Source organism: Methylobacterium sp. P3_A11 (assembly GCF_056403155.1).
Genome location: NZ_JBFUGA010000087.1, coordinates 1 through 25,819, shown reverse-complemented (window position 1 = coordinate 25,819; position 25,819 = coordinate 1). Strand labels below are relative to the sequence as shown.

The 25,819-nt window shown below is 71.1% G+C and carries 25 protein-coding genes and 1 pseudogene; 12 read left to right on the top strand and 14 right to left on the bottom strand.

The features are described 5' to 3' along the window. The 6 genes from infB to AC1DXK_RS22885 all read left to right on the top strand — a co-directional run. On the top strand, window positions 1-2,294 hold a 2,294-nt coding region (infB, locus tag AC1DXK_RS22910), incomplete at its 5' end, for a translation initiation factor IF-2 (RefSeq protein ID WP_477299156.1). Window positions 2,295-2,396: 102 nt separating this feature from the next. Further along, window positions 2,397-2,825, top strand: a complete 429-nt coding sequence (gene rbfA, locus AC1DXK_RS22905) for a 30S ribosome-binding factor RbfA (protein WP_457104230.1) — start codon at window positions 2,397-2,399, stop codon at window positions 2,823-2,825. Between the two features lie 55 nt (window positions 2,826-2,880). Beyond that, on the top strand, window positions 2,881-3,909 hold the full coding sequence (gene truB, locus AC1DXK_RS22900) for a tRNA pseudouridine(55) synthase TruB (RefSeq protein ID WP_457104229.1): 1,029 nt from the start codon (window positions 2,881-2,883) through the stop codon (window positions 3,907-3,909). Window positions 3,910-4,040: 131 nt separating this feature from the next. Continuing rightward, the gene (locus AC1DXK_RS22895; protein ID WP_457104228.1) at window positions 4,041-4,817 is read left to right on the top strand and encodes an FAD-dependent oxidoreductase; all 777 of its coding nucleotides are present in this window, start codon (window positions 4,041-4,043) and stop codon (window positions 4,815-4,817) included. Window positions 4,818-4,974: 157 nt separating this feature from the next. After that, window positions 4,975-7,590, top strand: a complete 2,616-nt coding sequence (locus AC1DXK_RS22890) for a histidine kinase dimerization/phosphoacceptor domain -containing protein (RefSeq protein ID WP_457104227.1) — start codon at window positions 4,975-4,977, stop codon at window positions 7,588-7,590. After that, the gene (locus AC1DXK_RS22885) at window positions 7,590-8,180 is read left to right on the top strand and encodes a biliverdin-producing heme oxygenase (protein ID WP_457104246.1); all 591 of its coding nucleotides are present in this window, start codon (window positions 7,590-7,592) and stop codon (window positions 8,178-8,180) included. Before AC1DXK_RS22890 ends, AC1DXK_RS22885 begins: the two co-directional genes overlap by 1 nt. 5 nt (window positions 8,181-8,185) lie before the next feature. Here AC1DXK_RS22885 and AC1DXK_RS22880 read toward each other — a convergent pair whose 3' ends face one another. Beyond that, the gene (locus AC1DXK_RS22880; RefSeq protein ID WP_477299153.1) at window positions 8,186-9,079 is read right to left on the bottom strand and encodes a LysR family transcriptional regulator; all 894 of its coding nucleotides are present in this window, start codon (window positions 9,077-9,079) and stop codon (window positions 8,186-8,188) included. 101 nt (window positions 9,080-9,180) lie between these two features. Between AC1DXK_RS22880 and AC1DXK_RS22875 the strand changes: the two genes are divergently transcribed. Next, window positions 9,181-9,627, top strand: coding sequence for a DMT family transporter (locus AC1DXK_RS22875; RefSeq protein ID WP_457104245.1), 447 nt, complete (start codon window positions 9,181-9,183; stop codon window positions 9,625-9,627). A gap of 92 nt (window positions 9,628-9,719) precedes the next feature. On the opposite strand, the gene gmk is transcribed toward AC1DXK_RS22875, so the two are convergent. Further along, the gene (gmk, locus tag AC1DXK_RS22870; protein WP_457104225.1) at window positions 9,720-10,382 is read right to left on the bottom strand and encodes a guanylate kinase; all 663 of its coding nucleotides are present in this window, start codon (window positions 10,380-10,382) and stop codon (window positions 9,720-9,722) included. Window positions 10,383-10,434: 52 nt separating this feature from the next. After that, window positions 10,435-11,310: a YicC/YloC family endoribonuclease gene (locus AC1DXK_RS22865; RefSeq protein WP_457104244.1), complete on the bottom strand. Its 876-nt coding sequence runs from the start codon at window positions 11,308-11,310 to the stop codon at window positions 10,435-10,437. A gap of 654 nt (window positions 11,311-11,964) precedes the next feature. Here AC1DXK_RS22865 and AC1DXK_RS22860 point away from each other — a divergent pair. Then, on the top strand, window positions 11,965-12,474 hold the full coding sequence (locus tag AC1DXK_RS22860; RefSeq protein WP_457104224.1) for a PAS domain-containing protein: 510 nt from the start codon (window positions 11,965-11,967) through the stop codon (window positions 12,472-12,474). A gap of 60 nt (window positions 12,475-12,534) precedes the next feature. Here AC1DXK_RS22860 and mltG read toward each other — a convergent pair whose 3' ends face one another. From mltG to AC1DXK_RS22835, 5 genes are all read right to left on the bottom strand, one after another. Then, on the bottom strand, window positions 12,535-13,938 hold the full coding sequence (gene mltG, locus AC1DXK_RS22855; RefSeq protein ID WP_457104223.1) for an endolytic transglycosylase MltG: 1,404 nt from the start codon (window positions 13,936-13,938) through the stop codon (window positions 12,535-12,537). Between the two features lie 151 nt (window positions 13,939-14,089). After that, the gene (gene mutM / locus AC1DXK_RS22850; RefSeq protein ID WP_457104222.1) at window positions 14,090-14,980 is read right to left on the bottom strand and encodes a bifunctional DNA-formamidopyrimidine glycosylase/DNA-(apurinic or apyrimidinic site) lyase; all 891 of its coding nucleotides are present in this window, start codon (window positions 14,978-14,980) and stop codon (window positions 14,090-14,092) included. Window positions 14,981-15,083: 103 nt separating this feature from the next. Beyond that, complete coding sequence (locus AC1DXK_RS22845) at window positions 15,084-15,734, bottom strand: Smr/MutS family protein (RefSeq protein WP_457104221.1); 651 nt, start codon at window positions 15,732-15,734, stop codon at window positions 15,084-15,086. After that, window positions 15,731-16,921: an MltA domain-containing protein gene (locus tag AC1DXK_RS22840; protein ID WP_477299158.1), complete on the bottom strand. Its 1,191-nt coding sequence runs from the start codon at window positions 16,919-16,921 to the stop codon at window positions 15,731-15,733. The genes AC1DXK_RS22845 and AC1DXK_RS22840 overlap by 4 nt, the downstream gene beginning before the upstream one ends. A 38-nt stretch (window positions 16,922-16,959) precedes the next feature. Then, window positions 16,960-17,673, bottom strand: a complete 714-nt coding sequence (locus AC1DXK_RS22835) for a Tim44/TimA family putative adaptor protein (protein ID WP_477299149.1) — start codon at window positions 17,671-17,673, stop codon at window positions 16,960-16,962. A 337-nt stretch (window positions 17,674-18,010) separates the two neighbouring features. Between AC1DXK_RS22835 and secB the strand changes: the two genes are divergently transcribed. Continuing rightward, entirely contained in the window at window positions 18,011-18,511 is a 501-nt protein-coding gene (gene secB / locus AC1DXK_RS22830; protein WP_457104218.1) for a protein-export chaperone SecB, read from the top strand. Window positions 18,512-18,530: 19 nt separating this feature from the next. On the opposite strand, the gene AC1DXK_RS22825 is transcribed toward secB, so the two are convergent. Continuing rightward, window positions 18,531-19,409: a LysR family transcriptional regulator gene (locus tag AC1DXK_RS22825; RefSeq protein ID WP_477299147.1), complete on the bottom strand. Its 879-nt coding sequence runs from the start codon at window positions 19,407-19,409 to the stop codon at window positions 18,531-18,533. An 87-nt stretch (window positions 19,410-19,496) separates the two neighbouring features. Between AC1DXK_RS22825 and AC1DXK_RS22820 the strand changes: the two genes are divergently transcribed. The 3 genes from AC1DXK_RS22820 to AC1DXK_RS22810 all read left to right on the top strand — a co-directional run bounded on the left by AC1DXK_RS22820 (window position 19,497) and on the right by AC1DXK_RS22810 (window position 21,825). Further along, window positions 19,497-20,057, top strand: a complete 561-nt coding sequence (locus AC1DXK_RS22820; RefSeq protein ID WP_457104216.1) for a DUF4865 family protein — start codon at window positions 19,497-19,499, stop codon at window positions 20,055-20,057. Between the two features lie 28 nt (window positions 20,058-20,085). Then, window positions 20,086-20,478, top strand: coding sequence for a tautomerase family protein (locus tag AC1DXK_RS22815; protein WP_457104215.1), 393 nt, complete (start codon window positions 20,086-20,088; stop codon window positions 20,476-20,478). Window positions 20,479-20,592: 114 nt separating this feature from the next. Continuing rightward, window positions 20,593-21,825, top strand: coding sequence for an MFS transporter (locus AC1DXK_RS22810; protein ID WP_457104214.1), 1,233 nt, complete (start codon window positions 20,593-20,595; stop codon window positions 21,823-21,825). Between the two features lie 108 nt (window positions 21,826-21,933). On the opposite strand, the gene AC1DXK_RS22805 is transcribed toward AC1DXK_RS22810, so the two are convergent. The 5 genes and pseudogenes from AC1DXK_RS22805 to AC1DXK_RS22785 form a co-directional block, all read right to left on the bottom strand. Next, entirely contained in the window at window positions 21,934-22,809 is an 876-nt protein-coding gene (locus tag AC1DXK_RS22805) for an RNA polymerase factor sigma-32 (protein ID WP_457104213.1), read from the bottom strand. Between the two features lie 318 nt (window positions 22,810-23,127). Further along, on the bottom strand, window positions 23,128-23,733 hold the full coding sequence (locus tag AC1DXK_RS22800; protein ID WP_457104212.1) for a CarD family transcriptional regulator: 606 nt from the start codon (window positions 23,731-23,733) through the stop codon (window positions 23,128-23,130). 504 nt (window positions 23,734-24,237) lie between these two features. Beyond that, window positions 24,238-24,576 carry a ferredoxin FdxA gene (fdxA, locus tag AC1DXK_RS22795; RefSeq protein WP_457104211.1) on the bottom strand — a complete coding sequence of 113 codons (339 nt, stop codon included), beginning with the start codon at window positions 24,574-24,576 and terminating at the stop codon, window positions 24,238-24,240. Between the two features lie 217 nt (window positions 24,577-24,793). Then, window positions 24,794-25,087, bottom strand: a complete 294-nt coding sequence (locus AC1DXK_RS22790; protein WP_457104210.1) for an RNA-binding S4 domain-containing protein — start codon at window positions 25,085-25,087, stop codon at window positions 24,794-24,796. A 12-nt stretch (window positions 25,088-25,099) separates the two neighbouring features. Further along, window positions 25,100-25,819, bottom strand: a pseudogene (locus tag AC1DXK_RS22785) (helicase-related protein); the annotation flags it as partial.

Here is a 25,819-nt window from a genome sequence, read left to right as displayed (position 1 = left end):
CCGCGGCTCCGGSCCGTCCGGCCGCCCCGGCGCGTCAGCCCGAGGGTGCACGCCCGGCCGCGGCACGTCCGGCATCCGCCCCGGCCGCAGCCCCACGTCCGCCGCTGACGCCCCGGCCGTCCACGGGTGAGCCGCGCAAGACCATCACGGCCGATACGCGCAAGCCCCGCGATCTCAACTTCATGGCCCGACCGGCCCCGGCGCCCGAGCCGGAGAAGAGTGCGACGCCCGCGACCGCGGCGCGTCCCGCCGGTGCGGCCGCCACGGCGCGTCCCGCCGGTCGCGGCGCCCAGACCAACGACGACGAGTCCGAGACGAAGCGGGTGATCCGCCGTCCCGGCATGCCGCTCAAGATCATCACCCCGCCCAAGACCCCGAAGTCGCCGGGCGGCGACCGCAACCGCGGCCGTCTGACCATTGCCACCGCGACGTCGGGCGAGGACGAGCGCACGCGCTCGGTCGCCTCGTTCCGCCGCCGCCAGCAGCGGATGAGCGGTCGGGGTCACGTCGAACAGAAGGAAAAGCTGTCCCGCGAGGTGACGATCCCCGAGACGATCACCATCCAGGAGCTCGCCAACCGCATGTCGGAGCGGGCCGTTGACGTGATCCGCATGCTGATGAAGCAGGGTCAGATCCACAAGATCACCGACGTGATCGATTCGGACACCGCTCAGCTCATCGCCGAGGAACTCGGTCATACCGTCCGCCGCGTCGCCGAGTCCGACGTCGAGGAGGGACTGTCGTCCGACGAGCCGGATCTGGAGGAGGATCTCGATCCCCGTCCGCCTGTGGTCACCATCATGGGCCACGTCGACCACGGCAAGACGTCGCTACTCGACGCGATCCGCAAGGCGAACGTTGTCGAGGGCGAGGCCGGCGGCATCACCCAGCACATCGGCGCCTATCAGGTCGCGGCTCCGTCCGGCGACATGGTCACCTTCATCGACACCCCGGGCCACGCGGCGTTCACGTCGATGCGCGCCCGCGGCGCCAAGGTCACCGACATCGTGGTGATCGTGGTGGCGGCCGATGACGGCGTCATGCCCCAGACCATCGAGGCCATCCAGCACGCCAAGGCGGCCGGCGTCCCGATGATTATCGCGGTCAACAAGATCGACAAGCCGGACGCGAAGCCGGAGCGGGTCCGCACGGAGCTGCTCCAGCACGACATCCAGGTCGAGTCGATGGGCGGTGAGACCCTCGAGTTCGAGGTCTCGGCCAAGACCGGCGCCGGTGTCCCGGAGCTTCTGGAGGGTATCCAGATCCAGGCTGAGATCATGAACCTGCGCGCCAATGAGAAGCGCGACGGTGAGGGCACGGTCATCGAGGCCCAGCTCGACCGCGGTCGCGGCCCTGTGGCCACGGTCCTGGTCCAGCGCGGCACCCTGTTCACCGGTGACATCGTCGTGGCGGGCGCCGAGTGGGGCCGCGTGCGCGCCCTGATCGACGACCTCGGCGAGAACGTCCAGTATGCCGGCCCTTCGGTGCCGGTGGAGGTGCTGGGCTTCAACGGGACGCCCGATGCCGGCGACCGCGTGACCGTGGTCCCGAGCGAGGCCCGCGCCCGTGAGGTCACCGAGTACCGCGCCCGCCAGAAGCGCGAGCGCCAGAACGCCCGGACCGGCGGTGCCAACCGTTCGCTGGTCGACATGATGCGCGACCTCAAGGAAGGCGCTGGTCGCAAGGAGCTGCCAGTCGTCATCAAGGGCGACGTGCAGGGCTCGGTGGAGGCGATCTCGGGTGCGCTCGAGAAGCTCGGCAACGACGAGGTTGCGGCCCGCATCCTCCTGTCGGGCGTCGGCGGCATCACCGAATCGGACATCACCCTGGCACAGGCCTCCAAGGCGGTGGTGATCGGCTTCAACGTCCGTGCCCTCAAGGAGGCCCGCGAGGCCGCCGAGCGGGCCGGCATCGAGATCCGGTACTACAACATCATCTACGACCTCGTGGACGACATCAAAGCCACGCTGTCGGGGATGCTGCCGCCGACCCTGCGGGAGGACCGGCTCGGCGAGGCGACCATTCAAGAGGTCTTCGAGGTCTCGAAGGTCGGCAAGGTCGCGGGTTGCCGCGTCACCGACGGCACCGTGGAGCGCGGCGCCCATGTCCGCCTCATCCGCGACAGCGTCGTGATCCACGAGGGCAAGCTCAAGACCCTCAAGCGCTTCAAGGACGACGCGAAGGAAGTCACCTCCGGTCAGGAGTGCGGCATGGCCTTCGAGAACTTCGAGAACATGCGCGCGGGCGACGTCATCGAGTGCTACCGGGTCGAGGAGATCCGCCGGACCCTCTGAGACCCCGGACACTTCCGGACAGGGCGGCCGCGGCACCTGCCGCGGCCGTCTTTTCTTTTTTCAGGACGGGAGCCGGCCGTCCCCGCGCCGGTCCGAGACAGAATGGCCCAGAAACCGACCTCCACCGGCCCCTCGCAGCGCCAGCAGCGCGTGGCCGAACTCGTGCGCCACGCCCTCGCCGAGGTGCTCCAGCGCGGCGACATCCAGGACCCGGTGCTCGGCACGCATGTCGTGACCGTGCCGGAGGTGCGGATGTCGCCCGATCTGAAGCTCGCCACCGCCTACGTGATGCCGCTCGGCGGCCTCGACGAGGCGCCGGTGATCGCCGCCCTGGAGCGCCACCGGAAGGTGCTGCGCCAGGAGGTGGCGCGGCGGGTGAACCTGAAATTCGCGCCGGAGCTGCGCTTCCGGCGCGACGAGACCTTCGACGAGGCGGCGCGCATCGACCGGCTGCTGCGGGACGAGCGGGTTCAGCGCGACCTCGAGCCTGGGCAAGAGGACGACGAACCGGGGACCGGGACGGGACATTGAGTCCCGAGACCAAGCAGTAAAGGGACGGGGCAACGACCCCGGGGGACACGCGGACATGACGGTTTCCATGGAAGATTTCCCGCCGGCCGAGCGCGCGGCTCCGGTGCCGAGCGCCGAGCACCGCGGGGCGGAGGACCGCCGCCCGCAGCGCGGCCCGCGTCCCGACCGCCCGAAGCGTCGGGATGTCTCGGGCTGGGTGATCCTCGACAAGCACGTCGGCATGACCTCGACCCATGCGGTCGCGGTGGTGAAGCGCGCCTTCAACGCCAAGAAGGCCGGCCATGCCGGCACCCTCGACCCGCTGGCCTCCGGCATCCTGCCGATCGCCCTCGGCGAGGCGACCAAGACGGTCCCGTTCGTCATGGACGGTCGGAAGGCCTACCGGTTCACCGTGCAGTGGGGCGTCGAGACCGACACCGACGACGCCGAGGGGCGTCCCGTGGCGACCAGCGACGCCCGTCCGGACCGGGCGGCGGTCGAGGCGGCGCTGCCGGCTTTCGTCGGGGCGATCGAGCAGGTGCCGCCGCGCTACTCCGCCATCAAGATCCAGGGCGAGCGCGCCTACGATCTGGCCCGCGAGGGCGAGATCGTGGAGCTGGTCGCCCGCCCGGTTCAGATCGACCGGCTCGCGGTGGTCGAGCATGATGGCGAGCGCACGGTGATCGAGGCCGAATGCGGCAAGGGGACCTACGTCCGCGCCCTCGCCCGCGACCTGGGCCGCATGCTCGGCTGCTACGGTCACGTCTCGGCCCTGCGCCGCACCCGCGTCGGGCCGTTCTCGGAAGCCGAGTCCTGCCCCGTCTCGGCTCTGACCGACGGCACGCCGGAGGCTGCGCTCGCCCACCTGCGTCCGGTGGAGACGGCCCTCGATGCCATTCCGGAAGTCGCGGTCTCCCGCGATCTCGGTCTGCGTCTGATGCGCGGCCAGCCGGTGATCCTGCGGGGCCGGGACGCCCCAGTGGCCGGTAAGGCGTTCGCGACCTGCGCCGGCATCCTGGTCGCCGTGGGCGACGTGGAGCGCGGCGAGCTGATCCCGCACCGGGTGTTCCATCTCGGCGGCACGGCCCCGGGCCGCAATGTCTGAACCTGCCTCTCCGCACCGCCGAGCCCGGCGCGTGCGGGACGCCGGCCGGTCCAAGGTAGGCTGAGTCGCGAGCGCGCGGGCGGAACGAACCCGGGCCGCGCCGCTTTGGCTCCGGCGGACGGCCCGGGACGATGATGCGCGACCTCGACTGCGACGTGGCCGTGATCGGGGCCGGAACGGCCGGCCTCGCGGTGCATCGTGCCGCGACCGCGGCCGGTGCCCGCGCCCTCCTGATCGAGCGGGGGGCCGGGCGGAACGACCTGTGCCCGGGTCGGCTCATGCCCTCCAAGATGCTGATCGCCGCCGCGGCCGCCGCCAACGCGGCGCGCAGGGCCGACCAGTTCGGCATCCGCGTGTCCGGAATCTCCGTCGATGGCCCCGCCGTGCTGGAGCGTGTCCGCTTCGTCGCCAGCGCCTTCGAGGGGCTGGACGCGCTGCCGGAGGAGGCCCGGATCGGGGGCAGCGCGCGCTCCGTCGACGGCCGGACCCTGGTGAACGGGGATCGCGCCCGGATCCGGTTCCGCGCCCCTCGTCCTCGCTACCGGGTCGAGCCCGGGCGTCCCGAAGCCGCTACAGGGGCCTGGCGACCGCCTCCTGACCACCGACACCCTGTTCGAAATCCCCGATTTGCCGGAACCGCTCGTCATCCGCTGGGCCGGCGCCGCTGGGATCGCGATCGCCCAGGCAAGGGCGCGGCTCTGTGTCCGCGTCAGGGTGATCGATTCCGATCAAGGCACAGCCCGCATCGAGAGGTTGAATCACGGCGGAATACGGATCTGGGCCGACCGCAGGGGACGCTCGCTCGGGGGCGAAATGCTCGGCCCCACCGTGGAGTACCTTGCGCATTTCTTGATCTATGTTCTTGCCGAGGGCGCCACAGGGCGGAGCCTGTGCCAAAGTCCGGCTGATCGCCCCACCTATCATCCTACAGTTGAGGAAGGACTTAGGAGCGCTATCTCTGACATCAGACACAGAATTTACGAGTCTTGATCCTGTTACCACAGCGATCATTGCACTCGGACAATCACATCGTCATATCCATCGCATGAACCGCTTCCGCCCCTGATGCCGCTGAGCCCGGCCACCGATAAAGGCGTCGACCTCGACGTGCTCGCCCTCGATGCGATCGATCGCCTGGATCAGGGCGTGATCGGTCTCGACGAGACGGGCGCGGTCGTCGCGTTCAGCGAAGGCGCGAGCGCGATCTCCGGCTTCTCGCGGGACGCCGTCCTGGGGCGCAACTACTTCCGCGATGTGATGCCGGGCACCAACGTCCCGGGCTTTCGGGGCCGGTTTCTCGCCGGCGCCCGTCGCGGCGGCCTGGACGAGAGTTTCGATTACGTTTTCGGACGACTGCCGCAGCCCTTGCGCGCGCGAGTACACATGCGTCACGGGACGATCGCGGACGGTCGTCCGGTGACGTGGCTGACGATCGATCCGCTGGAGAGCCTCGGGGCCGGCCTGTCGCGGGAGGCTGTGATGGCCGCGATCGGGCAGCGCGTCCGGGCCGAGCCTGTGGATGCCAGCCTCTGCGAGCGCGAGCCGATCCACATTCCGGGTTCGATCCAGCCCAATGCCGTGATGCTGGCGGCCGATGCCGCGACCCTGCTGGTCGTCGCCTACTCAGCCAACGTGTCCGAGATCGTCGATCCGGTCGAGCCGCCGCTGGCCGGTCGGCCGCTCGTCGATGTCCTGTCGGCGGATTTTGTCGCGGCGGTTCGGGCGCGCCTCGCGGCCGGGACGCTGGACGAGGGCCATTCGGTCCGCCGACGGCTGGTCCTTCCGGGTCGCGACACGCCCTACTACGCCGTCGCTCACGCCCATGCCGGGCGCCTGATCGTCGAGTTGGAGCTGGAGCCGGACGCGGCCGACGATTTCGCCACCGCCAGCCAGATCGATACCGAACTTGCCGTCGGACGCCTGCGCGCCGCCGAGACCCTGGCGGATGCCGCCCGGATCGCCGCCCTGGAGATTCGTGCGCTCACCGGTTTCGAGGCGGTTCTGGTCTACCGGTTCGATGCGGACTGGAACGGCGAGGCCGTGGCCGAGGACAAGGCGCCCGACTGGTCGCGCAGCCTGCTCGGCCTCCGCTTCCCAGCCTCCGATATTCCGGCCCAGGCCCGCGCCCTCTACACCAAGGCCAAGAGCCGTTTCGTCATCGACCGCGACAGCGTGCCGGTCGGGCTGGTCTCGGCCCCCGGCGCCGGCAACGGCCCGGTCGACCTGACCTTCGCCCAGCACCGCACGCTCTCGCCGATCCATCTGGAGTATCAGCGCAACCTCGGCGTGAACGGCTCGATGTCGATCTCGATCATGGTCGACGGGCGGCTCTGGGGCCTGATGATCGGGCACCATCGCCGGCCCCACTACGTCACGCCGGAGACGCGCGCGGCCGCCACGGTGCTCACCGACGCCTTCGCCATGCGGGTGCAGGAGATCGAGTCCCGCCGGCTCTGGGCCGAGCGGCAGGCGCATCTCGATGTCGAGGGGCGCCTCGTGCGCGGCCTGACCCGTTCCGACGACTTCGTGGCCGCACTGGCCGGCGGGACGACGACGCTGCTCGACCTGTTCAACGCCACCGGCGCCGGGGTCGTCTCGGGCACGCGGGTCACGCTGATCGGTCGGACGCCGCCCTCCGACGAGGTATCGGCGATCGCGGCCTGGCTGCGGACGCGCGTGCCGGCCGGCGAGTTCGGCTTCAGCAGCGACAGCTTCACGGCCGACTATCCGGAGGCCGGGCCGTATCGGGAGATCGCCAGCGGCCTGCTGGCCACCTTCGTCGACGCCTCCCGCGAGAACCTGCTGCTCTGGTTCCGGCCGGAGGTCCCCAGCACGGTCACCTGGGGCGGCGACCCGCGCAAGCCCGTGCTCGCCGGCAGCGGTCCCGTGGCGGTGCTGCCGCGCCGCTCCTTCGAGCGCTGGGTCGAGGAGCGCACCGGGTTCGCCGCGCCGTTCGCGGAATGGCAGGTCCAGCTCGCCGGCTCCCTGGCGGAAGCGGTCGAGGGCGTCGTGCTGCGGCAGCGGCGCAAGATCGACGAGCTCACCAGCCTGCTCGCCGAGAAGGAGCGCCTGCTCGAGCAGAAGGATCTGCTCACGCGGGAGATCGACCACCGGGTGAAGAACTCCCTGCAGATCGTGTCGGCCTTCCTGCAGATGCAGCGCCGCCAGATCGCCGACGGCGCGGCGCGGCAGGCTTTCGCCGACACTTCGGCCCGGGTGATGAGCGTCGCGCGGGTCCATGACAGCCTGTATCAGGCCGAGCGGTTCGACGAGGTCGATCTCGGCCAGACCATCGAGAGCCTGTGCAACGACCTCGCGGGCCTCGCCGGCGACGGGCACGCCGTCGACCTCTCGGCGGAGCCCGGCCTGATGGTGCCCTATCGCAAGGCGGTGGCGCTCTCGCTGATCGCCACAGAACTCGTCACCAACGCCTTCAAATACGCGGCCAATCCGGCGGGCGGCGGCCGCGTCGAGGTCAGCGTCTCCGCCTCCGCACCGGGCGAGATCCAGCTGCGGGTCTGCGACGACGGCCGCGGCCTGCCCGACGACTGGGCGGATGCCAGGGCACGGGGCAAGGGGTCGGGCCTGGGCATGAAGCTGATCCGGGCGATGCTCGACCAGATCAACGCGACGCTCACGGTCGCGAACACGCCCGGCGCCTGCTTCACGATCACCGCGTGATGGCGCGCGATGGCCTGCATGCGCGGCTGCGCGCGGCGACCGATCCAGCCCACAAGGCCCTGGAGGCGTCCCTCGACTGGCAGGCGCGGGTCGCGACGCTGAGCGGCTATCGCGATCTGCTGGGGCGCCTCTACGGGTTCCACGCGGTCTGGGAGGCCGCCATCGGCGACGGCCTCGCCGACGAGCCCTTCCTGGAGCCCCGCCGTCGCCTCGCACGGCTCACCGCCGATCTCGCGCAACTCGGCCTCGCGCCCTCGGCGATCGCGGGGCTCCCACGGCCAATCCCGCCGGTGCTCGACGGACCGGCCGCGGCCACGGGGGCGCTCTACGTGCTGGAGGGATCGACGCTCGGCGGCCAGCTGATCGGCCGGCACATCGCCGGGCTTCACGGCTTCACGGAGAACGGGCTCGGCTATTACCGGGCGCACGGGGCCGCCTCCGGGGCGATGTGGGCGGCCTTCCGGAAACGCCTGGAGGTTTTCGGCGACGACCCGGCCGCGGAGGCCGCGCTCACCGGGGCGGCCGTGTCGACCTTCGCGGCGATGCGCGCGTGGCTCTGCCACGTCCCGGAGATTCCGGCCGCCCCCTGAGGCGCTCAGGCCCGTCCGAGGGCGTCCCGCTCCGCCGCCAGATGGACCATCAGCCGCTCGACGAGGCGCCCCGGCGGCCGGCCTGCCGGCCGCACCAGCAGGGTCTCGATCGGGATCTCGGGTCTGAAAGGCCGCAGCACGATCGGCAGGCCGCCGAGCGCTCGCGCCGGGACGGGGTCGACGATGGCGGCACCGAAGCCCTCGGCGACGAGCCCGCAGCGGGCCGCCGTGTATTCGGCCATGAGGGCGAAGTGCGGAGTCGCGCCGGCGCTCGCGAAGGCTGCCTCGGTCGCCGCCTGCACGGGGCTGGACCCGGCCGCAATCAGGGGTAGCCCGTCGAGATCCGCCGCCGTGACGGTGCGCCTGCGGGCGAGGACATGGCCGCGGGGCAGCGCGCACACGGCCGCGACCCGCAGGAACGGTTCGGCGATCACGCCCGCATGGCCGGAGCGCGGCCGGGCGAGGCCGAGATCGCACTGGCCAGAGGCGGCCCAGGACCAGATCGTGTCCGGGCTCGGCACGTGGACGGAGACGCGGATGCCGGGGCATTCCGCGTCGAGCCGGCGGATCGCGCRGGGCAGGAGACCGGCAGCCAGGGACGGCTGGCAGGCGACGCGCAGCGCGCCGGTTCCACGCTCGCGGATCCGGCCCGCGGCTTGCCGCAGATGGTCGAGCCCCGCGAAGGTCTGTGCGACCTCGTGGGCGAAGGCCTCGCCCTCCGGCGTCGGGAATGCGCTGCCGTGCCCGCGCACGAACAGGGCGAAGCCGAGATCCGCCTCGAGCTGCGCGATGGCGCGGCTGATGTGCGGCTGCCCGACGCCCAGGGCTTCGGCGGCGCGGGTCATGCCACCATGGCGCATCACGGCGCGGAACAGGTCGAGATGCGCGGGGCTCATCATGCCGATCGTGCATGGACAAGAGATTACGCGGCATTTGACGGCATGGGCGGGACGGGCTGTCAATGACAGCCCACATCCTGACCCAAGAGGCCTGTCCCCCGATGCTCGCCTTCGCGATTCCCGCCCTGCTGGCCGTCCTGGCAGGGGCCGGCCTCGTCCTGCAGCAGATCCTCAACGCGAACCTGCGCGCGGGGCTCGACTCCGCGTCCTGGGCCGGGTTCTCCAGCTACGCCGTCGGCCTCGCCTGCATGGCGCTTCTGGCCGCCGCCCTGCGCGATCCCGCGCCGGCGGTGAGCGTGGCGGGGCGGATCCCGTGGTGGACCTGGAGCGGCGGCCTGTTCGGCGCGCTGTTCATCGGCCTTGCGATCCTGCTCGTCCCGAAGCTCGGCGCCGCGACCTTCTTCGCCCTCCTGGTCACGGGCCAGATGCTCGCCTCGGTGGTGTTCGATCAGGTCGGCCTGCTCGGCCTGACGCAGCGGTCCATCGACCTTCCGCGCCTCCTCGGGATCGTGCTCCTCGTCGGCGGTGTCGTGCTGATCCGCCGCTGAGGCGTTCCGATCGCGACCAGGAAACGCCGCCTGTCCCGCGGGCGGCGGTCCCCGCGGGAGCGGGAGCCACTCCGGAAGACCGGCGCGCCGGGTCAGACCGTCTCCGCCAGCAGACCCTCGACGAAGGGGGCGAGGCCGGTGCGGCGGCCGCGCCGGAGCCGCTCGGCGGCCAGGATCCCCTGGAGGGCCTTGAAGGCGTTCTGCAGGTCGTCGTTGACGATGACGTAGTCGTACTCGACCCAGCGCTGGATCTCGGTCCGGGCGTTGGCGAGGCGCTTCTCGATCGTCTCGGCGGAATCTTCGGCCCGGCGCTCCAGACGCTGGCGCAACTCGGCCATGCTGGGGGGCAGGATGAAAACGGTCACCACATCCTGCGCGAGCTTGGAGCGCACCTGCCGCGTGCCCTGGTAGTCGATGTCGAAGATCATATCCCGGCCGGAGCCGAGCACCTTCTCCACCGGCCGCCGGGGGGTGCCATAGAAATTGCCGTGCACCTCCGCCCATTCGAGCAGGTCGTCGCGGTTGCGCAGGTCGTCGAACGCCTCGCGATCGATGAAGTGGTAGTGCCGCCCGTCGATCTCGGAGGGCCTTCGCCCCCGGGTGGTCACGGAGATCGACAGGTCCAGCGCCCAACTCGGATCCTGGGCGATCGCCCGTGTCAGGGTGGTCTTCCCCGCCCCGGAGGGCGAGGACAGGATCAGGATCAATCCGCGCCGCGCGATGGAATCCGAGACGCTCCCGGGCTGGTCGGTCATGCGCGTGGCTCCGCGGCGTGTCGCATCCGTATCCTCACGTCCCGATCGCTTGTCATTCGATGTTCTGCACCTGCTCGCGGAACTGCTCGACCACGGCCTTCAGGTCGAGTCCGATCCGCGACAGGCTGATGTCGTTGGCCTTCGCGCCCAGGGTGTTGGACTCGCGGCCGAATTCCTGGGCCAGGAAGTCCAGGCGCCGGCCGATCGCGCCGCCGGCCGCCAGAAGCTCCCGGGCGCTCGCCACGTGGGCGCGGAGCCGGTCGAGTTCCTCGCGCACGTCGGCCTTGGCGGCGAGCAGCATCGCCTCCTGGTGAAGGCGGTCCGGATCGAGCCCGCTGCCGCCCAGGGCCTGGATGGCGGCGGCCAGCCGCGCCTGGACCGCCGCAGGCTGCCGCGCCGGGTTGTCCTCGGCGGCCTGGGTCAGGGCGTCGATCCGGTCGATCTGGGCGGTGACGAAGTGCGCGAGCTGCCGCCCCTCGGCGCGGCGGGCCTCGACCAGATCGGCGACGAGGCGGACCACGCCCGCGGCGAGGTCGCGGGCGAGGGATTCGGTGTCCGCCGCCTCGTCCTCGACCTCGATCACGCCGCGCACGCCGAGCAGCCCGTCCAGGGTGGCGGGGGCGACGCCCTCGGGGACCGGCACCCGGGCGATCGCCTGAGCGAGGCTCGCCAGCAGGGCCTCGTTGATCCGCACCCGGGTCGCGCCCTCGGGCTTGGTGAGCGTGAGGGTCAGCTGACACTGGCCGCGGATCAGGGTCTTCTGCAAGGCGGTCCGGGCGGTCTCGCCGAGTCCGTCATAGCCCGCCGGCACCCGGGTGCGCACGTCGAGGCCGCGCCCGTTGACCGAACGGACCTCCCAGGCCCAGTGCACCGGCCCGGTGGTGCCCGCCGTCCGGGCGAACCCGGTCATGCTCGCGATCTGGGCCATGCCGACCCCCATTCCCATGAAGATCGGGGCCTGTAGCACGGATCTCTCCACTGGGAAGTGGGCGGTCGCCGCGACGGAGCCGCCGCGCTTCGGGTCGGCCCCCCTCGCGGCCCGGCTTACGCCGCCCGCTCAGCGCGTGCGCGCCGGAATCGCAGCCGATCGGCGGTGCCCGTTCATCCCCGCGGGCGCGCGTCCGGCGAGACAGGGCGCGCGGCGGTGCCGCCCCGTGTCATCCCGGCGGCCCGCTGGCAGCGCCGACTATGTGGGGGCCGGGCGGTCTCGGAAACACCGCGGTCTGCGACATGTCCCGCCGACCTGTGCGACGTCGCGCTCAAGCACGTTCAGGCGCGACATCTGCGCGCATGACGCGATCCTAAGATGGTCGAGGCTCTAGGCGCATGCGCCTGGCCCGCATCCCCGTGGCGTGTGGCCGATCCGGATCACCAAGTTTCGACTTTCACATCCGACGACCAGCATTGCATTTCACGGGCAAGTTGTGTTCGAACGAAGATATCGTTTCCGCAAGCGTTCGGACGGTGCATGCCGCGATCATCATTGCAAAGGGCCGCGCTGACACCGTTCGGGATGTCGGCGCTGGGCGTCGGTATCTGGGAGGACATACCGCATGCCGGGCGAATGCGCGGAGATGCGACGATGGCTCGGATCTTTGGGCTGGCCGAGGCCGACGCGGCGGAGGGCGTCACGTGGGAGCAGCTCTCCGCGATCTTCCATCCGGAGGATCTCGCCCGGGCTCAAATGCAGCGCCGGCGCGTCCGCGAGGAGGGCGGCCTCTTCGCCTGGGAGCATCGAATCATCCCGGCGCCGGGGGTCGTGCGCTTGGTTCTGGCGCGCGGCCGGTTCGAGCGTCGCTCGGACGGGCGCATGCATGGCCGTGGCATCGTGATCGACATCACCGACAGCCCGTTCGAGCCTCCGGCCGGCTTTCTCGAGGCGCCCAGCACGCACGGCACCGTCGTCGAGCAGATGGCGGATTACGCCATGCGCCTGTGGGAGCTGATGGCCGATCTCGAGCTAGAGGCGGCGCATCGCATGCAGCCCTTGATCGAGCCGTTGCTCTACGAGCTGGGGCGGCAGATCGCGGCCTCCCTGTCGCCCGCATCCCTCGACGTGCCGAGGCAACCGCGGAACCCGAGGGCGCATTGAGGCTCCGGCGACGGGATCGTCCCGGCGCCGGAGCCGGCGGCCACGGTCCCGGACGATGCTCTAGCGGCGACCCCGGGGCGCGGGGGCCGGCTCGCTCAGGCTCGGCACTGACTTCGGCGAGCCCAGATCGTAGCTGCGGTTCTTGAGCGGATCGAGGCGCGTCCCCTCGGAGGCATCGAAGGCGCGGGATCCCGGCGTGCCGGAATCGAGGGCGATGGCCGCGTTCGTGTTGATCCCGTTGCCGGCGGGCGCGTAGGCCGAGGCGCGGCCCGGCGTCGCCGAATCGGGACCCGGCTCGACCTTGTCGACGGCGTCCGGCGGCGCCTGCCGGCCCTTCTCCACCGCCCGCCAGCGGGCGACGTTGCGCTGGTGCGCCTCGAGTGAGTCGGCGAAGGCGTGGCCGCCGCTGCCGTCCGCCACGAAGTAGAGGTCCTTGGTCCGCGACGGGTTGGCCACGGCTTCCAGGGCAGCCCGGCCGGGATTGGCGATCGGGCCCGGCGGCAGGCCTTCGATCACGTAGGTGTTGTACGGCGTCGGCCGGTCGATCTCGGAGCGCAGGATGCCGCGTCCCAGGGTGCCGCGCCCGCCCACGAGGCCGTAGACGATGGTCGGGTCGGATTGCAGCTTCATCCGCTTGTTGAGGCGGTTGATGAAGACGCCGGCGACCCGGGGCCGCTCGTCGGCACGGCCGGTCTCCTTCTCGACGATCGAGGCGAGGGTGACCATCTCGGCCGGGGTCCGCACCGGCACCTCGGCGCTGCGCCGCAGCCAGATCTGGTTCAGCACCTCGCGTTGCTTGGCCTTCATCAGGTTGACGATCTGCTGCCGCGTCGCCCCGCGCTCGAACTTGTAGGTGTCGGGCAGGAGCGAGCCCTCCGCCGGGATCTCGTTGACCTCGCCGGTGAGCACGTCGTTCTCGTTGAGGCGGGTCACGATCTGCTCGGAGGTCAGGCCCTCCGGGAAGGTGATCGCGTGCTGGACCTGCCGGCCGGTGGCGATGGTGTCGAGGGTGTCGGAGACGCTCGCATGCGCCTTGAAGACGTATTCGCCCGCCCGGAGCGCCGGCCGGCCGCCGAAGCGCGCGGCGAACTCGAACAGGCCGGTATGGTCGATCACGCCCTCGCGCTTCAGCGTCTCGGCGATCTCGGCCGTGCCGCTGTGGGTCGGGATCACCACCACCTTGTCGGCCGCGAGGGGACCCGGCTCGCGCACCTGCCGCTGGAACAGCGTGATTCCGATCATCGCCGCGATGGCGATGACCACCGCGAAGGTCAGGGCGCCGCTGACGATGCCGATGAGGCCGCTGCGCGCGCGCTCGGGCTTCTCCGGCGGCGGGGGGGCGGCGGTCGGCTTGATCGCCTCGCCGGGCGAACGCGGCGAGAGCCGCTGCGGCAGGGCGGGCTCGTCCGTCGGATCCTGCGCGGGGGCCTCGGGCGCGGGCGTCTTTGAGCGGCGGAAGAACATCGGGATCCTGTCTGAGCCCGCGCGACCCGTCACGCGCTGCGGGCCGGGATCGGCTGCCCGCAACCGGGTGCGCACGTCGAGGGCTGCGACCCTAGCCGGGTTTGTGGCGAAAATGCCGTTTCGCGCCGCGATCGCGTGCGAAGGACGCCGGTCAGCCCGGCGTCTGGCAGGCGGCGCAGAAGAAGGTCGAGCGGTTGGCCTGAACGATGCGGGTGACCGCGCCGGCGCATCCCGGACGGCTGCAGGGCAGGCCGACCCGGTCATAGACCCGGAAGGCGTGCTGGAACGCGCCGGCGCTGCCATCGGTCTGGGCGTAGTCGCGCAGGGTCGAGCCGCCGGCCTCGACGGCCTCCTCGAGCACCTTCACGATGGCCTTGGCCAGGGCGTTGGCCTTGGCGGTCGGCCGGCCGTCCGGCCGGACGAGGCGCCCGGCCGGGGTCTCGGGATGCAGGCGTGCCCGGTGCAGGGCCTCGCACACATAGATGTTGCCCAGGCCCGCGATGAGGCGCTGATCCAGCAGCGCAGCCTTGAGCGGCGCGAGCTTGTGGCGGAACAGCTGCGCGATCACCGCCCCGGTCAGGCCGTCCAGGGGCTCGATCCCCATCCTGGCGAAGTGGCGGCAGGCGGCGAGGTCCGCGCTCGGCACCAGATCCATGAATCCGAAGCGGCGGGCATCGTTGTAGGTCACCGTGGCACCGGTGCTCATCGCCATGACCACGTGGTCGTGCTTGGGCGTGCCCTGGGCGCCCTCGAGATAGAAATCCCCCGGCGAGAGGTTGCTGCCATCCGGCATGGCCACGTCGAACCGGCCGCTCATGCCGAGATGCATGATCAGCGTCTCGCCCGAATCTAGGTCGGCGGTCAGGTACTTCGCCCGGCGCGCGAGGTCCGTCACGGTGCGGCCCTCCAGCCGGGCGGCGAAGCGCTCCGGGAACGGGAAGCGCAGGTTGGCCCGGCGCAGGGTGACGCGGCTGAAGCGGGCGCCGACCAAAGCGGGCGCCAGCCCGCGCCGCACCGTCTCGACCTCGGGAAGCTCCGGCATCTCTCTCGCGGCTTGCAGGGGCAGCGCTCCGTGCGCTCGCACCGGATATCGGCGGGATCGTCCCGGGCCGCAATGCCGGCGCCCCCGCGCGGTTTGCCGCCCCTCAGCGGCGGCGCAGGCGGACGTAGAGCGCGCCGCCGCCGCCATGGTGGCGCGACGCCTCCTCGAATCCGAGAACGATGCCGTGCAGCTCCGGGCTCCGGAGCCAGTGCGGCACGCTCCGGCGGAGCACGCCCCGTTCGGAGAAGGCGTCCGCGTAGCCCGGGCCGCCCTTGCCGGTGACCACCAGCACGTAGGAATGCCCGGCCGCCCGGGCGCGGAGGAGGAAGCCCGTGAGGGCGGCATGGGCTTCCGTCTGGATCATCCCGTGCAGGTCGATCCGCGCCTCGATCGCCAGCCGGCCCCGGCGCAGGCCCATCTTGGCGTTCCGCTCCAGTCCCGGGCGTGGGACGTGGCGCTGGGGCTGTGCCTGATAGGGCGCGGCGGTCGGCGCGCGCGGCGGCTCCGGGACCGCGGGCGGCTTGGGCGGGGGCTTCGGGCGGCGCGTCTTGGCGACCGGCGCCGCACCGGGCTTCAGGATCGGCGCCGCCAGCGCCGGCATGGTGGCCGTGGGGGCGACGGGGGGCGTGGGGACCTCTCCGGCTTCGGGAGCCGGAGAGGTCCGGCCCGGCAACGGCGTCACCAGCTTGGCGATGGCATCCCAGAGACGGGTCTCCCCGGCGGTGAGGCGGCGCCCGCGGCGCGGGGGCCTCACGGCACGGCTCCCGGGGCAGCGGTCCGCCGCGGCAGCAGGACCACGAAGCCGATGGCGTCGCGCAGATCTCCGGCGACCGCGCCAGCTGCCGCGCCGGTGCCGACGAACAGGTCGCCGCGGGCGGGGCCGACGATCGCCGATCCGGTGTCGGCGGCGATGACGAGGCGCCCGGCCGCCTCCGGGGTCACGCCCGGTGCCTCCTCGGGAAGGCGCCCCGCCAGCCAGAACGGCAGGCCGTAACGCCACAAACTCGAATCCACCGCCAGGCTGCGACCCGGGCTGAGCGGTGCGTTCGCGGCGCCCGGCGGACCGAGGGCCGGGTCCGCCACCGCGGCCAGGCGGAAGAAGATATAGGAGGCGTTGGCCCGGATCAGGCGCTTGGCGGCCTCGGGATGCGCGCGCAGCCAGCCGGTCCAGCGGGCGAGCGTCAGGCCCTCCAGCGGAAGATGACCCTCCTGGACGATGAGCTTGGCCACCGCCGTGTAGGGCCGGCCGTTGCGGCCGTCGTAGAGCACCCGCACCGCGCGCCCGTCGGGCAGCCGGACGCGGCCGGAACCTTGGACCTGCAGGACCAGCAGGTCGACGGCGTCCCGGAGCCACAGGATCGGCTTCGCCTGCGCCCCGAGGGCGCCGTCGTCGATCGCGGCGCGGTCGGGGTAGGGCGCGAAGCCCTCCGGGGTGGCACGGGCTGCGCGCAGCCCCGCGTCGAGTCCCGGGCGCGTCTCCCCCGGCCCGAAGGAGACGAGGTCGTCGGGACGGGCGAGAACCGGCGTCGGAAAGTCGGGTCCGGGCGCGAGGGAGCCGGACAGTTCGGGCTCGAAATAGCCGGTCAGGAAGCCGGGCCGGTCCGCGCCCGGCCGTTCGATCCGGAAGGCCTCGAACCGGTCGCGGAAGAACGTGGCGGCCTCCGTCGCGGGATCGGCGGCGGCCGCGCACGCCTCCCGCAGGGCCGCCGGATCGCCCGCGACGGCGGCGGGCTGGGGCAGGGTAGGGGGCGGCGCGGCGCAGACCCTGCGGAACGCTTCCAGGGCGGCTGCGGGCTCGGAGCCGGGAAAGCCCGGCAGGTCCGTCACGGCGACGGGCGTCAGGGCCGCGTCGCCCACCGCCGCCGGTGCGGCGGAGACGGACGGGTTCAGGAGGAGCGCGAGGAGAACGGCCGGGAGAATTCCGGACCGGGCGCGGGACATCTGCACGGCGAGACTGTCACGGTACGGATGTCACGGCCTCAGGCGCCGGCCTCGGTGGCCACGAGCTGCCAGTTCGGATCGCGCGAGCCGAGGGTGCGGGCGAAGGTCCAGACGTCCGGCACCTCGACCACGGTCTCGGCGCTGCCGTCCACGACCTTCCCCTCCGCGTTGCGGGTGGCGGTGATCAGGTTCGACAGGAAGCGCACGGTCACGTGCGCCACGCGGTTGCGGACATCGACGGCCACGATCTCCGCCTTGTCGATCGAGACGAAGGTGGTCTCCAGGGTCTGCCGGGTTCGCTCGCGTTCGGCGATCGCCCGCTCGAAGGCCTCACCGACCTCCTTCGACAGGAGGCCGCGCAGGGTCTTCCGGTCGCCCTTGGCGAAGGCGATCATGATGGCTTCGTAGGCGGATTTGGCCCCTTCGACGAAGGCGCGCGGATCGAAGCTCGGCTCCGCCTGGACGCAGGCCTCGAGGCCGCGGGCGACCTCGGATCCCGGCTCGGCGATGCCGCGCCAGTCCCGCGGGGCGGCGGTCGGCGGCGGCGCGGCCTGAACCCGATCGGCGCCGGGCAGGCGCACGACGTTGTCGCCGTCCRAACGGGCCTGCGGCTCGGTGCGGCTGCGGTCGACCGGTTTGAAGGGCGAGCGTTCGGCCCCGGTCTTCTGGCCGAGCACCGAGCGCAACCGCCAGATCACGAAGACGGCCAGCGCCAGGAAGATGATCGTCGTAACGTCGAAACTGTCCTGCATCACCGATCCGATGGTGGCCGCGGCGAGACCCTGCGCCCCTTGCTCAGGTCAGGCCCGGTGCGGCGCCGGCAAAGCGCGCATAATTCAGGCCGACTCATATCCGACCAACGCGCCGGGAGCGAGCCGGTTGTATCCGGAGGTCGACTGATCCCGCACGCGGATGCGATATGGGTTGCGGATGCCGCCAGCGCCAGCGTCGCGCCAGCTCGCTTGTCCAGGCTCAGTGCGCGTGTTAGCGGCCCTGCCGTTTGGGGCAGTTCCTCGGCGCGATCCGGCGGCGCCCGCCGTGACAACAACCCGCGCCGGCGCTGCCGGTCGATCGAGAAGGATGATCCGCATGGCCGACTCCCCGGCAGCGAACGGCAACGGCGGCGGCATGCCGCAGGGCGATGCGCCGACCATCAACGCCCTGGCGCAGTACACGAAAGATCTGTCCTTCGAGAACCCGAACGCGCCGCGCTCGCTGCAGCCCAAGGAAGGTCAGGGGCCGCAGATCAACATTCAGGTGAATGTGAACGCGCAGCAGCTCTCCGAGACGGACTTCGAGGTCGAGCTGAAGCTCGAGGGCGACGCCAAGATCCAGAACGAGGTGCTGTTCGCCTTCGAGGTGACGTATGCGGGCGTCTTCCGGCTCCTGAACATCCCGGCCGATCAGATCCATCCGGCGGTGATGATCGAGTGCCCCCGCCTGCTCTTCCCCTTCGCCCGCCAGATCGTGGCCGAGGCGGTGCGCAACGGCGGCTTCCCGCCCCTGTACATCGACCCGATCGACTTCGTCGGCCTCTACCGGCAGAAGATCATGGAGCAGCAGGGCGCGCCGGGACCGCTCGCGTCCTGAGCCAGCGACCGGCGGCCCCTCAGCGGCCGCCGGGTCCGCGATAGACCGCCGCCAGAGCGCGCAGGGCCTCCGCGGGGCGCCCGGTCAGGCGGCGGGCGCGCAGCACGACGAAAGTGCGAGGCAGTTCGGGCAGGCCGAGCCGGCCACCGACCTCCACGGCGCCGGGCGGCGCCGYGCTCGGCGCGAGGGCCGCCACAGCGAGGCCGGCCATGACGGCCGCTCCCACCGCCAGCACGCCGCCGCCGACGAACACCTCCGTCCAGGGCAAGCCGGCTGCGTCGAGGACGCGCATCGCCGCGCCCCGGACATTGCAGGGTCCTGCAAGGCCCGCGAGCCGCAGCGTCTCACCCGGCCGGGGCGCGGGGAAATCCGGTGCGGCGAACCAGCCCAGCCGCTCCTCCGCCAGGATCGTCCCGCCCTCGTCGGACGCATCCTCGGTCCGCAGGATCACTGCGTCAAAACCCCCCTCGCCGGACGCGCCGAACGCCGTCGCGAGGTCGCGCGAGGGCACGATCCGCACCTCCGTGATGAGCCCGGCCCGATCCAGCCCCAGGCGGCGCAGCAGTGCGGGCAGGTCTGGTCCGGCGACGTGGTCGCTGATTCCGAGGCTGAGCCGGGCTGGCGCCGCGGTCACCAAGTCGGCCACCGCGCTGTCATGGGCTTCCAAGAGGCGCCGTGCCGCCGGCAGGAACAGGGCGCCCTGCCGGGTCACGTCCACGTGCCGCGGGGTCCGGTCCAGCAGTCGCGTGCCGAGCCTGTCCTCCAGGCGCTTCAGGCGGAGGCTGATCGCTGCCTGCGACGTGGCGAGCGCCTCGGCGGCCCGCGTGAAGCTGCCGAGATCGACCACGCGGACAAAGGCCAGAACACCCTCGAGGTCCAGCAGACGGCCGGCGACCATAACGATGCCTTATCGTAGATATCTGTACAGATATGTCGCTGTTATCGTGACTGCATGCAAGTCTCGCTCGTCCTTCAGGAGCGTCCCATGCTGATCACTCGTTACCGGCATCGTCTGCCGACCGACTACGCCATGGACGGGATCCGCGAGCGCGTCGCCGCCCGCGCGGCCGCCTGGGACGCGGCGCCGGGCCTCGTCTTCAAGGCGTTCGCGATCGAGGACCGGGCGCGCGGGGCGGCCGCAAACGCCTACAGCTCCCTGTATCTCTGGCGGGATGCCGGCGCCGCCGCCGATTTTCTGGCCGGACCCGGCTTTCGCGCCGTGATCGAGAGTTTCGGCCGTCCGCGAATCGAGACTTGGCTGGCGGTCGCTTTCGCCTTCGGATCGAGCGCCAGCGCTTGCGCCCTCTCGGAGGTGACCCGGCTCGTCGCCCCGGTCGAGGATCTCGCCACCCTGCGCGATGACGAAGGGCAACGCGGGTACGACGTCGCGGCGGAAAGCGACGTCCTCGCGACAATCGCCGGTCTCGATCCCGACGGATGGCGACTCACCCGGTTCACCCTCCGCGCTGAGCCGGCGGCCGGGATGGCCGGGACCGAGATCGCCCATCTCGCAGCGCCGGGCCTCGCTGCGGCACGCGGCCGCTGATCACCCCCTCTTGCCCAGGACCCAAGCCATGCCTCTGACCCGCATCTCCCTGCGCGCCGGGACCACCGACGCCTACCGGGCCGCCCTCGTCGCAGGCGTGTATGACGCCCTGCGTGAGACCTTCGCGGTGCCAGAGGGTGACCTGTTCGCCCTCGTGCACCAGCATGACGCGCCCGATTTCGCCTACGGATCCGACTATCTGGGGATCGAGCGCAGCGACCGTCTCGTGATCGTTCAGATCACCGCCAATGCCACGCGCGGCACCACGCAGAAGCGCGCCCTCTACGCCGCCGTGACGCGCAATCTCGCGCGCGATCCCGGCCTGGCGCCGTCGGACGTCTTCATCAACCTCGTCGAGGTCGATCCGGAAAACTGGTCCTTCGGAAACGGGCTGATGCAGTACGGACCATCGGGATCCTGACGCCGGGCGCGCGGACCGGTCCGAGAGCCGGTGCGACGCAGACGGACGCAATCGAGGCTTGACCGTTCCGGTGTCCGCGTTCAGGTCCCGAGCCCGAAACGGCTCCAGGATCATATGGCCCCCACCGCAAACCTCGCCCTGATCAATCTGTTCACCGGCGACATCCAGGGGGGGCTCGGACCCTTCCTCGGAACTTGGCTGGCGGAGTCGGCCTCGTGGAGCCCGGCGCGGGTTGGGTTCGTCGTCACGCTGGTCGGGTTCGGCACGCTGTTCCTGAGCGGCCCGTTCGGCGCGCTGGTGGATCGATTTCCGCGCCCGCGCCTGCTGATCGCGCTCGCCTGCGGTGCGATCCTGATCGGGACGCTGTCGCTCCTGCCGGCGCGCAGCCTCCCGGCGGTCCTGTGTGCTCAACTCCTCGCCGCGGCCGGGGGCACGCTTCTGCTGCCCGCCGTCGCGTCGCTGACCCTGGGAATCGTCGGCAAGGACCGGTTTCCGGCGCAGCAGGGTCGCAATCAGGCCTTCAACCACGTCGGCATCCTGATCGCAGCGGGGGGCATCAGCCTCGGCACGGGATATTTCGGTCCCGCGATCGCCTTCTGGGTGCTCGGCGGCATGGCGGTGGCGGCGATCGTCGCGACCCTGACGACATCGGCGGGCGCCTGGAACCGCCGCCGCGCCGTGGGCTGGAAGGAGGATGACGCGGAGGAGCCGCAGCGCAGCGGCATCCGTCAGGTCCTCGGGAATCGCCGCCTGCTGGTTTTGACCGTGGCGCTGACGCTGTTCAATCTCGGAAACGGCGGCATGCTCTCGCTGCTCGGCCAGAAGTTGGTGGCGACCGCGGCCGATGCCACTACTTGGACGGCCCGTTACGTGATGGTGGCGCAGCTGGTGATGGTACCGGTGGCGTTGTTCGCCGGGTCGCTCGCGGACAGGCGGGGACGCCGTCAGCTGCTGATGGTCGCCTTCGCGGTGCTCCCCATCCGCGCACTCCTGTCCGGGCTCATCGACGATCCGGTCTGGCTGATCGCCGCCGAGGTGCTGGACGGTGTGGCCTCCGGCATCGTCGGGGTCGCGGTGCCGGTGGTGGTCGCCGACTTGACCTGGGGATCGGGCCGCACCCAGACGGCACTCGGCAGCGTCAACGCGGTGCAGGGAATAGGCGGTGCCCTGTCGGGCTGGTACGGCGGCCTGTCCTACGGGGTGTTCGGCTGGACCGGCGCTTTCCTCGCGCTCGGTGTGCCGGCCCTTGCCGCCCTGGCCCTGGTGATCTGGCTCGATGCCACGCCCGAACCCGGGCGGCGTCGCCGTCAGCGGGACCGACGCAGCGCCGTCGTTCAGGGGACCTAGACGTCCCCGTGGTCGGGGGCCGATGGAAGCACATAAGCCGCGCCGCGCGCGCGGCCGGCGTCCACCCGGCGGCGCTTCTTTTGCGGTGACGGAGCCACCCGGCTCCGTTCAGCCGATATGCGGGCCGCCGGTGGCGGCCGGGAACCGGTCGGCCAGTGCCCGACGCAGCTTTTCCAAGGCGCGGTTCTCGATCTGGCGCACCCGCTCCTTCGAGATGCCGAGGCGCTGCCCGAGCGCCTCCAGGGTCGCCTGATCCTCGGCGAGGCGGCGCTCGCGCACGATCCGCAGCTCACGCTCGGAGAGCACGGTCAGGGCCTGCTGCAACCAGCTGAGACGCCGCTCGCCATCGACCGTGGCGCTCACGGTCTCGTCCGGCAGGTCCGCGCCATCGACCAGGAAATCCATCCGCTCCGACGAGGCGTCGCTGTCCTCGCCCACCGGCGCATTGAGCGACATGTCGGGACCGGACAGGCGCGCATCCATCAGGGCGACGTCGTCGCGAGAAACGCCGATGGCGGTCGCGATGCGGCGGTGGATCTCATCGCCGACATGCTCCTCGGTGGACTGCATCAACCGGGCGCGCAACCGGCGCAGATTGAAGAACAGCGCCTTCTGGGCCGAGGACGTCCCGCCCCGGACAATCGACCAGTTGCGCAGGATGTAGTCCTGGATCGACGCGCGGATCCACCACGTCGCGTAGGTGGAAAACCGGACATCCCGCTCCGGCTCGAACCGGGCGGCCGCCTCCATCAGGCCGACATGGCCTTCCTGGACGAGATCGGCCATCGGAAGGCCGTAGTGACGAAACCGCCCTGCCAGGGCGATGACGAGGCGCATATGGGCGGAGATCAGACGGTGCAGCGCGCGCTCGTCGCGGTTGTCCTTCCAGCTGACGGCGAGGCCCCGTTCCTCCTCGCGTGCCAGGAAGGGCGCCTCCATGGCAGTCCGTATGAACTGCCGACGAATTCCCGCGATCTCAGCCATCCGCCTGCCTCTTGTTGTCGAGTGCTGTTGCGGCGCCGAACCGATGGCCCGGCGCACAGGCGTCACCTGAGGGGTGACGCCAGGCAACCGACAACGGAAGGCAAAACGCGAAAGTTCCGCCCCGATGCCCCACAATGCGACAACCGAGCGGTTACGAATTCGTGTTCTCGCTGGGTGACATGGGATCCGGCGCCGCAGCGTCCAGCCCCAGGCTCCCGAAATGCCCGTGCCGGCCGACGGATCGAGGTGCCGCCGAGCAACAAAAAAACCCGGCCGCCAGGGCCGGGTTCGGTGTCGTCGTGGCGTTGAAGTCGCGCGTCAGGCGGCCTCTTCCTGAATGTCGTCCGCGTCGCTGTCCCCTTCGGCTTCCGCCTCGGGTTCGGCCTCGCTCTTCGCCCGGCGGGGCGACTTCGCAAGGCTCTGCTCGATCAGCTTGAGCGCTTCGGTCTCGGTGATGCGGTTGACCGAGGAGATTTCGCGCACGATCCGATCCAGGGCGGCCTCGTAGAGCTGGCGCTCGGAATAGGACTGCTCGGGCTGAGCCTCCGACCGGAAGAGGTCGCGCACGACCTCGGTGACGGCCAGCAGGTCACCCGAATTGATCTTGGCTTCGTATTCCTGGGCGCGGCGCGACCACATCGTGCGCTTGATCCGCGCGCGGCCGGTCAGCAGATCGAGGGCCTTCTTCACCAGTTCCGGCTCGGCGAGCTTGCGCATGCCGACGCTGTTGGCCTTCGCGGTCGGGACGCGCAGAACCATCTTGTCCTTCTCGAATGAGACGACGAACAGCTCAAGCTTGTAGCCCGCGATCTCCTGCTCTTCGATCGCGGTGATGCGACCGACGCCGTGGGCCGGATACACGACAGCCTCGCCGGTCTTGAAGCCCTGCCGGCCTGTGGTCGTCGTCTTCTTGGCTGTGGTCATGCGAGAAGGGCCTCCACTGGCGCGCAGCGTTCGGCGCCGCGCGAAACCGTGTTCTTCCGGGCGGGATACCCGGTTTGCCTCGCCGCTCCCGAACTCCGCGCGCCACGCGCGAAAGTCCCGGTCGTTCCCCGGCGCGGCCGTGCAAACGCCTAGCGCGTCCGCAGAAGTCACCTTCAGCGGTCGAGCGCGTACTACTCCTAACCCACGAAATTCGAAGGCGTTTCAGCTGGAGGGAGCACGTCAGGCGCGAGCGACGGCAGACGGATTGTCTACCACAATCCGGTGCGCAGATCAAAGCATCCCTGAAGACGCACGCGCGGACCAAGCGCGGCGCTTAAGAGTTTTACACCGGTGCGGCGAGACAGGAATGTCCTGGCCGCGTATCAGGGCTTCGCATGACGCAGCTCGGCCATAGCTGTCACCGGCTGAGCGGGGCCGGCAGAACTTCCCTACAATTGGGAAGTTCCGCGTGGGGCGGCGTCAGATCCTGTGGATTTGCCGGGTTCAGTCGCCGCTGCCGGGGTTCGGCGAGAAATGCGCCTCCAGCTTTCCGGACTTGCCGTCGAACTCCTTGGCGTCGGCAGGCGCTTCCTTCTTCTGCGTGATATTGGGCCATGTCTTGGCGTAGTCGGCATTCAGCTTCAGCCACGTGTCGAGGTTCGACTCGGTGTCCGGCTTGATTGCCTCGGCGGGGCATTCCGGCTCGCAGACACCACAATCGATGCACTCGTCCGGATGGATGACGAGCATGTTCTCGCCTTCGTAGAAGCAATCCACCGGACAGACCTCAACGCAGTCCGTGTACTTGCACTTGATGCAATTGTCGGTGACGACGTATGTCATCGGATGTCTTCGTCCTAAAACAGACTTGGCCCGGGCGGAGCCCTGGGACGGCCCGCACGCCCGGTTGGCGCTGCGAGGGGGACGCCGGTGAAGCCCGGCGCGGGGCCGGGTCTCGGAAGCCAACGGCTCTAGACGCTGCCTCCCGGGCTGACAAGCGCACGGGCGCCGCATCCGGTCCGCGTCGGGTCTCTCTCCGGGGTGCTGTGGCCCGGCCTCATCACTCCGAGGGCATGTCCCGCACCGTGCCCCCGGACAGGTCGTCATAGAGCAGCCGCGCCTCCGGGGCCGAGCCCCGCCGCGCGCCCAGGTCGAGCACTCGCACGGCCAGGGTGGCGTGCGGCGCGGCGACCGTCACCACGTCGCCGATCCCGATGGCCTTGGCGGGGTTCTCGACCCGGTTGCCGTTCATCCGCACGAAGCCGTCGGATACCAGCCGCGCGGCCAGGGACCGGGTCCGCGCGAAACGCGCGAACCACAACCATTTGTCGAGCCGCTGCCGATCCTCCCGCATCGGCGGCGAGAGTCAGCGCTTCCCGCCGTCGCCGGCCTCGAGCTGCGCCTTGAGCGCCGCCAGCTTGGCGAAGGGCGAATCCGGATCCGGGGCACGCTCACGCCGGGGCGGCCGCTGATCGGGCCGCGGACCGGCCTGGCGCTGCTCGGTGCCGCGCTGGTCGTCCCGGCGCTCCGGCCGGCCGCCCTCGAAACGGTCGCGGCGGGGGCCACGATCCCGTCCGGGACGCGGACCGCCTTCGCCTTCAGCCCGGCGCTGCTGGCCGCCCTCCGGACGTCCCTGGCCCGGATGCTGGCCCTGCTGGCCCCCGTCGCGACCGCGACCGGTGCCGCGGGGGCGGTTCTGCGGACGCTGATGGGCCGGACGCTGATGGCGCTGCAGGCGCCAGATCTCGATCTGAGGGATCTCGGCAGGCGACGCGCCCTCCGCGCCGGCGGCCTCCGCGACTTCGTCCACCGCAGCTGCAGGCTCGCCCGGCTCCGATCCGGCCGGCTCCGACGGCTCGGATGCCGCCCCGTCCTGTGCCGCCACGGGCTCGTCGGTCGCGTCGCTTTCTCGGGGCGCTTCGGCCGGCTGCTCCGCCACGGCGTGAGCGTCGTCGGCCTGCGGGACTTCCACCGGGGCCTGCACCGCAGGTTCTTCGACGGCCGCCGCAGCTGTCGTGTCGGCCTCGGAAGCGTCGACCTCGGCGGGCGGTGCCTCGGCATCGCCTGCCTCCGGTCCATCGACGGG